Consider the following 14,526-nt stretch of genomic DNA (forward strand, 5'->3'; position numbering starts at 1 on the left):
ATCCGAACCTCAAAATTACTCCCTCATCAATTCCCCTATTCCTTCAGAAAAAGTAGGATGAGGGTGAATTACATGGGCCATTTGTGAAAGAGTCATACCATTTACAATAGCCGATGTAAATTGACTTATTATATCCGTTGCCCGGGCACACATAAGCTGTGCACCAAGAATTTTTTCCGTTTCCTTTTCTGCAACCACCTTCATAAACCCTCTCTCTTGCATTGTCAAAACTGATTTTCCATTTGCCATCATGGGATATTTTTTAGTGATTACATCAATACCTGTCTCTTTTGCCTGGCTGGCTGTAATGCCCACCACTGCAATTTCAGGATTGGTATAGACACAACCTGGAATCACTCTTACATCTAAAGATTCTTCTTTTCCTATAATATGCCTAACTGCACAAAGTGCTTCAGAGGAAGCTGCATGAGCAAGCTGTATGCCCCCAATAACATCACCAATGGCATATATGGAAGGACAACTGGTTTTATAATATTTATTCACCAAAATCTTTCCTTTTTCTGTTTCAACAGCAAAATTTTCATCAAAAAGTCCTTCTGTACTAGGCTTTCTTCCAATTGCCACAAGCACACCATCTACTTCAATATGCTGTAATTTTTCCTTTTCCCTGTAGGTACACAGAATTTTTTCTTCTTGTGTTTGTTCTAGTTTTTCCACACTGGCAGATGTATGAATATCTACTCCCTGCTTTTTTAAAATCTGCTTCAGATTGGTACCAATTTCCCTATCCATATCAGGGAGAACCCGGTTCATTGCTTCAATAACCGTTACCCTGCACCCAAAAGCACTGTACAAGGATGCAAATTCCATTCCAATAACACCACCGCCAATAATAACAAGGTGGTGAAACAAATCTTCTTTGTTCAAAAGTTCATAGCTTGTAACAACATTTTTTAATTGGATGCCAGGAATAGGAGGAATTACAGCACTAGATCCCGAGGCTATAATAATTCGTTCTGCTTCAATAATCTTCTTTTCTCCATTTTCACTGACAGCTACTTGATGTGCATTAACAATCTTTCCTGAAGCATAAAAAACATCTACTTTATTTTTTTGAAGTAACATTTCCATACCATAAGAAAGCTTATTTATAACCCCTTCTTTATATTGAAGTAAAGCAGGTACATTAAGCTCAGCTTTTTCCACCTGTATTCCAAACTTTTTACTTTCCTTTATTTCCTGATAAATACCTGCTGAATGTAATAAAGCTTTCATTGGAATACATCCCCTATTTAAACAAGTACCACCTAATTTATCTTTTTCAATAACTGCAGTTTTCATTCCGGATTTTGCTGCTTCAAGAGCTGCTGCACTACCTCCGGGTCCTGTCCCTATTACAATCAGATCATATTTATAAGCCATGTTTTTCTCCTTTACATATTGTCATGAATCAACATTCCTATATCTCTTGCAACAACCTGTTCCCATCCCTTTGCAAAATTTTTAGCTAGTATATTCTTTAACTGGTTTTCCTCATAGGTACATCCAATGAGTACTTTGGGAATTCTCAAAATCAATTCCTCATCCATGGCATCTGAAAATACATTTAACGATTTTATCTTGCCTCCCTGAACTTGAAACTGCAGTTGTATATCTCCCCAATTAAAACGTGAACACATTTCATGCTGAAATTCAATTTTTCTTCCATATTTCCACTCCCAGGATTCAAACTTCTCCTTTAAAATTTCAAACTCTTTTTTTTCAATTTGGGATTCATTAAGTTTTTCAGGCTTTAATCCATACACTTCTCCAAAAGATTCTATAAGCTTCTCACACATAACATCTGTTGTAAGTGATGGACAAAGCTTTCTTAAATTTATCACTCTTGATTTTACAGAACTTACACTTTTAGACTGCAATTTTTCTTTTGAAACATTAAGATACTTAGACATATCTTCAGTATTTACATCAATCAAAAGTGTTCCATGATGATAATAAAAATCACCTGACTTATAAAATGCATTCCCTGAGAACTTTCTCCCATCCACTGTAATATCATTTCTTCCTGTTTTTTCTGCATTAATTCCCAGTTTTTTTACAGCTTCTATAATTACTTGAAGCTGCATATCTACATTATAGTTATCCTTTTTAACTGCAAATGTAAAGTTTAAATTACCCAAGTCGTGATATACGGCTCCTCCCCCAGACAATCTACGTACCAAATATCCTCCATCATCTTCAAGTTCTTTTACCTTACATTCCTTCCAGCAATTCTGATTTCTTCCTATAACTACCGTATGCCGATTTTGCCACAGATATAAAATGCATTCCTCATCTCCTACATGAAAGGTTAAATATTCTTCAAGGGCCAGATTTTCATAAGGATAAGTTCCCTTTCCCCTTATAAATAATAACTTCTCTATCATTTACAAGACGCCCTTTCCTGTATTATTTTTACTTCCCATGTAATACTGAAGTTTAGGTTTTGTGGCTGCTAGAACTTCATCAGGTCTTCGGACTACTGTATTATACGGATACTCATGAACCTTTTCTGGTGCTTCTTCTGCCTTTTTGTATATATCTTTAAAAACGCAAATTGCCTCATCTAATGTTTCTTTTGTCTCAGTTTCAGTAGGTTCAATCATCAATGCCTCATGGACGATCAATGGAAAATATATGGTAGGTGGATGTACACCATAATCAAGGAGAGCTTTTGCTATATCCAGCGCCAAAACTCCATGTTCTTTTTTCATATTTTTCATAGTTACTACAAATTCATGCATACAGGTTCTATCGTAGGCCACATCATAACAATCAGATAGTTTTACTCTCATATAATTAGCATTTAATACTGCATTTTCAGCTGTTTCCAAAATGCCGTTCTTTCCTAACATTATAATATAGGTAAGAGCTTTTACAACTACTTGAAAATTGCCGTAAAATGATTTTACATCACCAATGCTTTCTTCTGTCTTATGTAACATATAAATATCATCTTCTTGTTTTACAACTATTTTTCCTGGAAGAAATTTTTTCAAAAAATCCTTACAGCCTACAGGACCACTTCCCGGTCCTCCTCCTCCATGAGGTGCAGAAAATGTCTTATGTAGATTAATGTGTATAACATCAAACCCCATATCTCCAGGTCTTACAATTCCCATAACTGCATTTAAATTGGCACCATCGTAATAATTTAATCCTCCTGCTTCATGAACCATTTTAGTTATTTCCAGAATATTTTTATCAAATAAGCCCAAAGTGTTGGGATTAGTCAACATAAGTCCTGCAGTATCTTCTCCAAGTACCTCTTTTAATTTAACTATATCTACACATCCATCTTTCCCTGAAGGAATACTAATTACCTTAAACCCTGCCATAGCAGCACTGGCAGGATTGGTTCCATGTGCTGAATCCGGTACTATAATTTTATCTCTTTTTTTGTCATTTCTACTTTCATGATAAGCTTTAATCAAAAGTAATCCTGTAAATTCTCCATGAGCACCTGCCGCAGGCTGCATTGTCATGGCATCCATTCCTGTTATTTCACATAAATACTTTTCTGCTATGTAAAGCAGTTTAAGACAGCCCTGCACTGTATTTTCAGGCTGCAGAGGATGAATTTTTGTAAAGCCTGAAAGAGATGCTGTTTCTTCATTGATTTTGGGATTATATTTCATAGTACAGGACCCAAGTGGATAAAATCCATCATTAACTCCATGTGCTCTTTTTGCCAGGCTGCTATAATGTCTGCTGATTTCACTCTCTGACAACCCCGGAAGACGCATTTCTTTTTGCCTAAGTGCGCATTTTGGAATTACAGAAGGTACATCATTTTCAGGTAATATACTGGATTTTCTTCCCGTATTTCCTTTTTCAAATAACAATTTCATTTTTTCTGCATCTCCTTTACAATACCAACCAATTTATCCATATGAACCCTGGTATTTAATTCTGTGGTACACCATAGTATTTCTTTTTCTCCTATAGGAAGTCCTCCTAAAATGTTTTCCTTCTCCAATTCTTTAAGTATTTCATCTGCATTATTATCTGAAACTGTTACAAATTCATGAAAAAATTCCTGTGAATACTTTAATTTCAGTCCCACATTTTCCAGTTCCTTTTGCAAATAATGGGCTTTTGAGGTACATTGAGTGGCCGTTTCTCTTATGCCTTCGCTTCCCATAACTGCCATATAAACTGATGCTGTCATTGCACACAGTGCCTGATTGGAACAAATATTGGAACTTGCCCTCTCTCTTTTAATATGCTGTTCTCTCGCCTGCAGTGTCAGCACAAAGGCCCTTTTTCCATCCATATCTACAGTTTCCCCTACAATACGTCCAGGAAGTTTTCTCATCATTTTAGAAGTGGATGCCATAAATCCAAGGTAAGGTCCTCCAAAAGATAGTGGCATTCCAAGGGGCTGTCCTTCCCCCACTGCAATATCTGCACCACACTCTCCTGGTGTTTTTAAAATTCCAAGAGAAATAGGATTACATCCCATTATAAAACTAGCTCCCTTTTCATGCACCACCTCTGAGATTTTATCGCCATCCTCTATAATTCCATAATAATTTGGCTGCTGTATATAAAAACATGCTGATTTATCATCAAGCATCTCCTTGAGCTTTTCGTAATCTGTAACACCATCTTTTTTGGGTACAATAAAAAGTTCCCCGCCGCTGCCAAAGCAATAAGTTTTAATGGTATTCATGACTTCAGGATTTATGGTTTCAGATACATATATATCTTTTCTCTTTTTATTTCTACACATAGCCACTGCTTCTGCCGCTGCACTGGCGCCATCATAAACAGATGCATTGGAAACATCCATACCTGTGAGTTCACAAATCATAGTCTGATATTCAAAAATAGACTGTAAAATTCCCTGACTGATTTCTGATTGATAAGGTGTATATGCAGTTTGAAATGTTTCTTTTGAAAGCACATTCTTTACAATGGCAGGTATATAATGATTATATGCTCCTCCCCCTCTAAAAATATATTTAAAGATTTTATTCTTTTCAGCTATTTCTCCCATTTTTATTGATGCTTCTATTTCAGATGTTCCCTCAGGCAGATTTAATGCTTTTTTTAGTCTTACCTCTTTAGGAATATCACAAAATAAGTCATCAAAACTTTTATATCCTATTTCATTTAGCATCTGTAACTGTTCTTCTCTGGTATTTGGCACATAAGTTCCCATGAAATTACCTCCATTTTGTTATTCCTTTTCGCTATTTACAACTGCCTCATATTCTTCCGCTGTCAATAATTTTTCCCTATCACTGATTTCTCCTATTTTTACAAGCCATGCTTCATAAGGAGCCTCATTAATCCATCCCGGTCTGTCCAAAAGCTCTTCATTAACTTCTTCTATCACACCACCTAATGGTGCATATACATCCGATGCCGCCTTAACAGATTCCACATCTAAAAATACTTCCCCTGCGGTAACTTCATCACCTTCCTCTGGAAGATTTACAAATACCAGATCCCCAAGTTCACTTTGAGCATAATCAGTTAGTCCCACCAAAGCCTTATCTCCTTCTATTTTTACCCATTCATGCGATTCAGTGTACATAAGTTCCTTTGGAAAATTCATGTTTTATTCCTCCTATTTACTTTTTTTATAAAATGGCAGCTCTACTACCTCTGCTTCTATTTTTTTTCTTCTTGCAATTACTGTTACTTTTGTTCCCAGCTTACTGTAATCTGAGGAAAGCAGTGCCATAGCTGCAGGATAACCAATATATGGACAGTGAGTTCCAGATGTGGTAATTCCAATATTATAATCTCCTGAATAAACCTCCATATTCTCCCTTATAATGCCTCTCCCTGTAACTTTTAATCCTACCCTCTTTTTTTGTATAGGCTGATTCTGCTCTAAGGCTTTCTTACCTATAAAGTCCTTTTTATCCATTTTAATAAACATGCCAAGACCCGCTTCTATAGGCGTTATTTCATCATTCATCTCATGTCCATACAAAGGCATGGAAGCTTCCAGTCTAAGTGTATCTCTGGCACCTAAACCACAGGGAATCAATCCCTCTTCCTTACCTGCTTCTAAAAGAGCCTCCCATATCCTAGGTGCTTTGTCAGATTCCATATATATTTCATAGCCATCTTCTCCGGTATATCCTGTTTTTGAAATCATGCACTTTGCCCCTTCTAAAGTACAGTTAAATATGCCGCTGTAATATTTCTTGGGTATTTCATCTGATTTTACCACATTGCTTATAACTGAAAATGAGGAAGGTCCCTGTAGTGCAATTTGCGCCACATCCTCTGAAATATCCTCAAATACTACATTCCCCTCACCATGAGATTTCATCCAGCTGTAATCCTTATCTTTATTTGCGGCATTGACCACAATCAAATAATCATTGTCCTTTACTTTATATACAATCATATCATCCACTACGCCGCCTTTTTCATTGCACATAGGGCTATATCTTGCCTGGCCATCATACATTCCTTCAAAATTATTGGTAAGCAAATGATTAAGATTTTTTAATGCATCTTCTCCTCTGCAAGTAATTTCTCCCATATGAGATACATCAAATAATCCACAGACTTTCCGTACTGCCATATGCTCTGCTATTACTCCCCCTTCATATTGAACTGGAAGCAGATAGCCTGCAAAAGGAACCATCTTCCCTTTATATTTTAGATGCTTTTCATAAAGTGGTGTCTTCTTTTCCATTGCTCCATCCCCTTTTCAATAATAAAAAAGCACATAAATAAACAACCTATTTATTTATGCGCTCTGTCTTTTATACCTGAAAGATTTTAGCTTCTTCGGTGTATTGCTACTTTCCAGAGTTTCGTCAAAATTCAGTCCTTTTACCTGAGAGTTTACTGCAGCTTCCCCTTCGGTGCCGCCATATTTCTGGCAGTCTCTCCTAAATTTATCATTCGAGTATTAATTTTTATTAATAAAATATTAGCATAGCCTTTTTACAGTGTCAACAAAAACACCAAAACTTGTATTAATTCCTTAAACTTTACCCCTCATTATTTGCAATAAAAAAATTAATATATAAAATTATTGTGAAATTCATATAATTTTTAACCTTTAGCAATATCTATACATAATATGTATTTTTTATAATTATTATGCGTAAAAATTCTAGATAATGTTATACAAATTTCTCCCGTAGCATAGGATATATAGGGTTCTGAAAAATAATTGTCAATTTTAGAATTCATAAGCTCATAATAGTATCTCTTTAGGGAATTATCTTCTCCCTTTACTGCAGGAGAAAATACAATACCATCAGGGTGGATACCACTTTTTTCTTTGGAAAAAATGGTATCGGTAATTTGAATTCCAGTCTCATCAAGAATATAAGCACACTCAATATCTAGATTTTTATATTTGTCTATAAACTCTAAAATTAAATTATCAAAGTTATTCACAGGATTTACTCTAAGTTCTTTAACAAACTTACTTAAAAACTTGTCAATTTTATACCTATAGAGCCTGTCTCTTCTGGCCTTTAAAATCATATGCTCTTTATAACTATTTACTGCATTTTCAATCTTATCATTAACCTTTTTAATCATATTATTATTTATAAATTCAGGCTTTGAAAAAAAATATCCCTGAACCAAATGGGCACCAAATTCAACTACATAATTAAGTTCAATTTGGGTTTCCACCCCCTCTGCCACAACTATTGCACCTATTCTATTGGCAAGGCCTGTAATACATTTAAATATTTCCTGCTTGTGATAACTGTCCTGAATGTTTCTAACCAGCAGTGCATCTAGCTTTATAATGTCAGGTTTTATAATTGAAATCCTGTCAAGATTTGAAAAACCTGCTCCCACATCATCCAAAGCAATCAAAAATCCCTTTTTTCTATAGGTATTAGTAAATCTTTCTAATACATTTAAGTTCCCTGTACGGGCCTCGTTAATCTCAATTACAATGTTTTTAGGTGAAATTTTTCCTTTCAATATTTGATTAAGAAAATAATTTGACCCTTCTAATTTTTCTATAACTGAAGCATCTACATTTATAAAAAGATTCCACTTATTATTCATTCTATGTATACTTTTAAAGCCCTCAATACATTTTTCTCTGCACAACCTATCAAGTGCAATTGTCATATCATGCTTTCTCGCATATTCAAACATTTCAAGAGGGGGTATAATCTCTGAATTTAAAATATTTACTCCTCTCGTCAATCCTTCAAATGCTACTATTTTTTTCTTTACCAATGACACAATAGGCTGATACTTTGCAATTACCCTCTCATTATCTATAGTCTCCTTTATTGTATCCATTTCATTGTGATTACCATATTGAATCATGTTTTATAGCTCCCTTATACCATTCACTCAATTAAATACCTCCAAAATATAAATACTATATTTATATTACTATAGATTCTATACTTTTTAACATAATATTTTAACATATTTATATCAAGTGATTCTTAGGGTCTTAGGGGCAAGCCGTTGAGATGCTCTTAACATTTTAAAATACACTCTAATCTTCTTCTCTTAAAATATTTATATTTTTTCCTTCCATTACTTTGTTCATATTTCTAACAGCACACATTTTTCCACACATGGTGCAGGTATCCTCATGTTCTGGAGTAGATTCTCTTCTATATCTCCTTGCTTTTTCTGGATCAATTGCTAAGTCAAACATTTTTTCCCAATTAAGCTCTTTTCTTGCCTCACTCATTTTATAATCCCATTCCTTGGCACCTTTTATATTATTACTTACATCTGCCGCATGTGCCGCTATCTTAGAAGCTATGATTCCCTCTTTCATATCTTCTAGATTTGGAAGCCTTAAATGTTCTGCTGGAGTAACATAGCATAGAAAATCTGCACCATTTGCAGCTGCTATTGCTCCCCCAATGGCACTTGTTATGTGATCATATCCTGGTGCAATATCTGTAACCAAAGGTCCAAGTACATAAAAAGGCGCCCCATGACACAGCTTTTTTTCCAGCTGCATATTAGCAGCTATTTCATTTAAGGACATATGCCCCGGTCCTTCAACTATAACCTGTACATTCTTTTCCCAGGCTCTTTTGGTAAGCTCTCCGAGAGTTATAAGTTCCTTTATCTGACTTGCATCTGTAGAATCATTAATACTTCCTGGACGACAGGCATCTCCAAGACTTATAGTAACATCATACCTTGCACATATATCTAAAACTTTATCGTAGTATTCATAAAATGGATTTTCTTTATTGTTTAGTTCCATCCATGCATATAAAAGAGAGCCCCCTCTTGATACTATATTGGTAAGTCTTTTATTTCTCTTAAATACTTTTGCAGTTTCCCTGTTGATTCCCGCATGTATAGTCATAAAATCCACCCCATCCTGGGCATGTTTTTCTACCACAGCTAGGAACTCCTCCGGTGATATATCACTCAATTCCTTATCATAAAATCCTACTGCATCGTATATAGGTACAGTACCTATCATAACAGAACACATTTCTACAATTCTTTTTCTAAACTCTTCAGTTTTACCATAGGAACTTAAATCCATTATAGCTTCTGCTTTCATTTCAATTGCAGTTTTAACTTTCTCAAGCTCCATATCTATGTTAGCACAATCTTTTGATATGCCTAAATTGACATTTATTTTAGTCTTTAATCCCTGTCCAACACCCTGGGCATCTAAGGACTTATGGTTTTTATTTGCAGGTATTACTATTTTACCTTCAGCTACAAGCTCCCTTAAAATTTCTACATCCACACCTTCTTTTTGAGATACTACTTTCATCTCTTTTGTTATAATTCCTTTTTTAGCAGCATCCATTTGAGTAGTAAAATTCATACTTTATCCTCCTTTTATTGTTGGTTCTCTATACACTGACCGATTATGTTAAGAGGTATTAGAACTGGCACCGTTCGGATAAAAAACATAATAAAAAGCATAATTCCGTAGAATTATGCTTTAATTACTTAAATACCTACACAAACAACTTCCTACGCTGGCATTACCCAGATCAGGTTTAGGGTCAAAGAATTAACTTCTTAATCTCAGCCGGAAACACCAGCCCCCCTGCACATAATATTCAGCTTTCTTATTCTATAATGTACCATAATATTTATTACTAATCAAGTAATAAATAGTTTCAATCATTTTCTTTTGTTCCTGTATGTCAGCCTATTTACACGAATTTAAAGTTAGTTAATAAAAATAACTAAGTATTAACTAAATAAACTTCGCCAAACATTTTAGCGAAGTTTATAATTTTCCTTATAACTTAAATTTATATTAATCCCCAGTACTTTTGCATATATCAAAAAATGAATTATATCTTTATCTATACCTTTTTCTATATTTTTTAATTCCTCCTCCTCAAGACCAGAAATACTTGACAAATCTGCAAAAGTTCTTTTATTTTCCTCTCTACACCTTTTTAAAATTTCTCTTAACTTTAAATATTTTTCTTCTGCTTCTATGTATTTTTCATTTATATTCATATTATGAATCCCCCTATGAAGTGATCCTAAGGTTCAGATGGAGTTTACTTATAAAAGAATACTTTTCTCATCTGTACCTTAGAAAATCTCACCTTAGAATTCTCTACTTCAACATTCACTGGTTATCGTAGTAATTTGGGTTAGAATATCCTCTGTAAGTTTATTGAGTTTTTTATAATCGCTGCACTCTGTATATATCTTACATAAAGGCTCTTCTGCATCTGGCATTACCAGTGTCCATCCATCTTCAAAATTAAGTTTTACCCCTTCAATTAGATCTACGGATTTTGAAGTATTCTCTTCTATCAGATTTCTCATCAGTCTCCCTTTCATATTCCAGGGACACTTTATTTCCTTTTTCATAGTATAATATTTGGGTATAATAGATGTTATCTGTGAAAGGGTTCTGTTGCAGTTTGCCATAAAATTAATAATCATGGAACACACACTTACTGCATCCAATGTCATAAGATATGCACTTACCATATCTCTTTTATTTATACCCGTTGTATTTTTCAAGTAGGTTTCCAATATAACTTTATGGGCAGTTTTGGTTCTTATAAATTTGCACCCGCATATTTTAGCCAGCTTTTCCATGGTGGAAGAGGCCGTAACTGGAACTACTAAAGTTCTTATGTCATGGGTTTTAAGCATAACCAGCGCATTTAGAGCATCATAAAGATTATCTTTTATTATACTTCCTTTTTCATCTATAATAACCGGTCTTTCACATTCCTCATCTATCTCAATTCCCAGATTCGCACTATCCTCTATAACTTTTTGGGCCAATCCTTCCGTATCTCCAAACTTATCATAAAGTTTTACCTCAACTTTAAGTTCCTTTAAAACTCCAGTAATTACTTCAAGCACCATAGGATCTTCAATACTTAGAACCGCCCTATACTTCTGATTTTTTATATTTTCAAGAGAAAATCCATTTACAAGCTGTCTTTTATAATATTCTAGGCAATTGTATATATGTTCCATATGCTTGAACTTATCTGGTTTAACTCTTCTAAAGTCCTCTCTTGTGAAGCTGCTTTCTATCTTTCTCTCCATGCCCCTATCTATATTGAGTCCATTTTTATCCATAAATATTATAGTAACCTTTTCCGGGGCATTCCTATTTACACATACATAAATTCCTGCCTGAGCTCCAAAAAAAAGAATTGACTGTCTTATAAAGGCCATGGGCATCTTTTTCAAGTCCATAACCTCCAAACCCATAGACAAAAGCCCTGTGGCCAGGGAATATTTAAACATCTGTGCCGCTCCATTATCACTGCAGGCTATGGCAACCCTGGAGTCCGCCTTTAAAACAGAACCATATGCAGAACCAAGTTTTGACACACACTCTGGAGTTATATCTACATTTATCTCTCCACTAATACCATTTCTCCCAAAAATAGATTTTGAGGCTTTTTCCTTCCATATTATATTGGAATTTACCAGGGTACCGCTTTCTATTATTTTATTTGGCCATATTTTAACTCCAGGCTTTATTATGGCCTTATCCTTTATAATAGTATCATTTCCAAGGGCAGCTTCTTCAAATACAGAACACTTTGATTTAACTTGAACTTTCTTGCAAAGTACCGCCCCTCTTATTTGGGCTTTGTCTCCTATATAGCAATTATTAAAAAGTACACTTCTCTTTATGGTGGCATCAGAACATATAATATTATTCTCTCCCAGTACAGTATAAGGGCCTATTTGTGCATTTTTATATATTTTGCTTCCCTTTCCTATATATACAGGTGTTGAAATTTTAGCCTGGGGACTTATTTCACAATCTTCCCCTATCCATATGTCTTCGCTATACTTTTGTGCCTTTATATTTACATTTGCAAACCCCTTTAATATATCAAAATGGCATTTCATATACTGGTCGATATTTCCTATATCACACCAGTAACCTTCTGCCACATATCCAAACACAGCTGCTTTTTCCTTAAGCAGAAGAGGAAAAAGTTCACTGCTGAAATCACATTTCTTATTTTTCCCATAATATTTAAATATTTCTGGTTCTAAAATATATATTCCTGTATTTACCTTGTCGCTGAATACTTCACCCCATCCTGGCTTCTCCAAAAAGCCAGTTACTTTTCCTTTATCATCTGTAACTACCACCCCAAATTCTAAGGGTACCGGTTCTTCTTTAAGTACCAATGTTGCCACAGCACCTTTGCTCTTATGATAAGAAATAGCTCTGGACAAATCTATGTCCGTAAGGGCATCTCCGCTTATAACAATAAAAGTATCATTTAAAAATGCCTCTGCATTTTTAACGCTTCCTGCAGTACCTAAAGGGGTCTCTTCTACAAAGTAACTTATATTAACCCCAAAATCCCTGCCATCCCCAAAATAATTTATTATTTCATCCGGAAGATATTGTAGGGTGGCTCCAATATCTTCTATTCCCGTATTCTTAAGTAATTCTAATGCATATTCCATTATAGGTTTACCCATAACGGGCATCATGGGTTTAGGTATGTTGCAGGTTAAGGGCCTTAACCTGGTTCCCTCTCCTCCGGCCATTATTACAGCTTTCACAACCATCACACCCTCTATCCATTTTTAATATTTACGCCTTGCTTTTTTCTTTACTTTTGGTACTACTTCTTTTTCTTCCTGAAGTCTGACTTTTACTTTTAACGCCAGCCCCTACTTTTACCTTCTTATCTTTATTTTCTTTTCTATCTTCCTCTCTACTTTCCCTAAGATCTTCATAATACTCTAAAATCTCTTCCTCTTTAAAATTATCTCTTGCAGGTTCATTGTGATTAGTTCTTGCAACTTCTGCTAAATCCTTATTTTCCTCATTTAAACTTTTATACAACCTGTAATCTTCTCTAAAAGATTCATTATTATTTCCCATCTCTAATTTCCTCCATTCCGTACCACCGGCTTCTTCTAAAACTTCATCATACATTTTCATAGTAAGATCTGCTACTCTATTCCATGTAAATCTATCTTTTACAGTACTCTTTCCATTATCGCTTATATACTTAGCAAAGGCATCATCATGTAATAGCTGAACTACATTATCTGCTATACTATTGGAATTTCCATTTATACACTTAAGTCCGTTATCTCCATGATCCACAATCTCACTTAATCCACCTGTATCTGAAACAACTACAGGACATCCTGCTGCCATAGCCTCCAGAGCCACAATACCAAAAGGCTCATAAAGAGATGGAAATACCGCTGCACTGGATACTCTGTATAATTTATCCTTTTCTGATTCATCCATATATCCTGTAAATAAAAATTTATCTTCCAATCCAAAATATCTGACTTTATCCTTCAATTCCTCTGTCATAGGACCTGTACCTGCTATTATAAATTTAGAATCATTGTATCTACTTATTATACTAGGAGCAGCTTCTATAAGAAGATGTATTCCCTTCTCAAAAACATGCCTTCCTATACAAAAGATTATCTTTTCATTATCCATGGCGTATTTTCTTCTGAATGAAAGCCAATCAAATTCAAAGTCAAATTTATCCACATTAATTCCATTTGGAATAACCCATATCTTTTCTTCAGGAGTTGAAAACAGCTTATTTATCTGGCTTTTCATATAATTACTGCAGGCAACTACTTTCCATGACTCATAGGTAAGCATCCATTCTGTAGCAGAGATATATCTTTGAGTTACAGTATTTATTCCCCCATTTCTTCCGTATTCTGTAGCATGCATAGTACATAAAACAGGTATCTTAAAAGACCATTTTAAAGTCTTTGCACAAAATGCAGTAAGCCAATCATGAACATGTATTAAATCAAATTTTTCACATTCATTTATCAATCTAATAGCTCTTTCTACCATGGCAAAATTAAGCTGCATTACCCACTTTGTAAAATCCTGTGTATCTATAGCATAAGGTGTAACCCTGTGAACAAAAACTCCCTTATCATTTTCATCTACAGGTGCCCTGCCTTCTTCACAGGTAATAACATGAACTTCATTTCCCTTCTCACAAAGAGAATGGGATAAATAATATACATGATTTGATAATCCTCCTATAGTTTTAGGAGGGTATTCCCAAGAAATCATTAAAATTTTCATTATATCACTCTTTTCTTTATAAA

Annotated in this window: 11 protein-coding genes and 2 riboswitches; all 11 genes read right to left on the bottom strand. The window is 34.7% G+C overall.

What is annotated here, in order from left to right; translation table 11 throughout:
* Nucleotides 1–15: 15 nt before the first annotated feature.
* Nucleotides 16–1,383, bottom strand: coding sequence for a dihydrolipoyl dehydrogenase (lpdA, locus tag CKL_RS08690; RefSeq protein ID WP_012102164.1), 1,368 nt, complete (start codon nucleotides 1,381–1,383; stop codon nucleotides 16–18).
* Between the two features lie 11 nt (nucleotides 1,384–1,394).
* Nucleotides 1,395–2,387 (bottom strand): lipoate--protein ligase, encoded by a 993-nt coding sequence (lplA, locus tag CKL_RS08695; protein WP_012102165.1) that lies wholly within the window; start codon nucleotides 2,385–2,387, stop codon nucleotides 1,395–1,397.
* Nucleotides 2,388–3,851 carry an aminomethyl-transferring glycine dehydrogenase subunit GcvPB gene (gene gcvPB, locus CKL_RS08700; RefSeq protein ID WP_012102166.1) on the bottom strand — a complete coding sequence of 488 codons (1,464 nt, stop codon included), beginning with the start codon at nucleotides 3,849–3,851 and terminating at the stop codon, nucleotides 2,388–2,390. It lies immediately after the preceding gene.
* On the bottom strand, nucleotides 3,848–5,167 hold the full coding sequence (gene gcvPA / locus CKL_RS08705) for an aminomethyl-transferring glycine dehydrogenase subunit GcvPA (protein WP_012102167.1): 1,320 nt from the start codon (nucleotides 5,165–5,167) through the stop codon (nucleotides 3,848–3,850). The genes gcvPB and gcvPA overlap by 4 nt, the downstream gene beginning before the upstream one ends.
* 18 nt (nucleotides 5,168–5,185) lie before the next feature.
* Entirely contained in the window at nucleotides 5,186–5,566 is a 381-nt protein-coding gene (gene gcvH, locus CKL_RS08710) for a glycine cleavage system protein GcvH (RefSeq protein ID WP_012102168.1), read from the bottom strand.
* Between the two features lie 12 nt (nucleotides 5,567–5,578).
* Nucleotides 5,579–6,667 (bottom strand): glycine cleavage system aminomethyltransferase GcvT, encoded by a 1,089-nt coding sequence (gene gcvT, locus CKL_RS08715; RefSeq protein WP_012102169.1) that lies wholly within the window; start codon nucleotides 6,665–6,667, stop codon nucleotides 5,579–5,581.
* Nucleotides 6,668–6,789: 122 nt separating this feature from the next.
* Nucleotides 6,790–6,879, bottom strand: a riboswitch (glycine riboswitch).
* A 153-nt stretch (nucleotides 6,880–7,032) separates the two neighbouring features.
* The gene (locus CKL_RS08720; RefSeq protein ID WP_012102170.1) at nucleotides 7,033–8,283 is read right to left on the bottom strand and encodes an EAL domain-containing protein; all 1,251 of its coding nucleotides are present in this window, start codon (nucleotides 8,281–8,283) and stop codon (nucleotides 7,033–7,035) included.
* Between the two features lie 178 nt (nucleotides 8,284–8,461).
* Complete coding sequence (gene thiC, locus CKL_RS08725) at nucleotides 8,462–9,775, bottom strand: phosphomethylpyrimidine synthase ThiC (RefSeq protein WP_012102171.1); 1,314 nt, start codon at nucleotides 9,773–9,775, stop codon at nucleotides 8,462–8,464.
* A gap of 132 nt (nucleotides 9,776–9,907) precedes the next feature.
* Nucleotides 9,908–10,015, bottom strand: a riboswitch (TPP riboswitch).
* A gap of 164 nt (nucleotides 10,016–10,179) precedes the next feature.
* On the bottom strand, nucleotides 10,180–10,428 hold the full coding sequence (locus tag CKL_RS08730; protein WP_012102172.1) for a hypothetical protein: 249 nt from the start codon (nucleotides 10,426–10,428) through the stop codon (nucleotides 10,180–10,182).
* A gap of 108 nt (nucleotides 10,429–10,536) precedes the next feature.
* Entirely contained in the window at nucleotides 10,537–12,981 is a 2,445-nt protein-coding gene (locus tag CKL_RS08735; RefSeq protein ID WP_012102173.1) for a mannose-1-phosphate guanyltransferase, read from the bottom strand.
* A 31-nt stretch (nucleotides 12,982–13,012) separates the two neighbouring features.
* On the bottom strand, nucleotides 13,013–14,503 hold the full coding sequence (locus tag CKL_RS08740) for a glycosyltransferase family 4 protein (protein ID WP_012102174.1): 1,491 nt from the start codon (nucleotides 14,501–14,503) through the stop codon (nucleotides 13,013–13,015).
* Between the last annotated feature and the right edge of the window lie 23 nt (nucleotides 14,504–14,526).

The organism is Clostridium kluyveri DSM 555 (assembly GCF_000016505.1).
GTDB classification, from domain to species: domain Bacteria; phylum Bacillota; class Clostridia; order Clostridiales; family Clostridiaceae; genus Clostridium_B; species Clostridium_B kluyveri.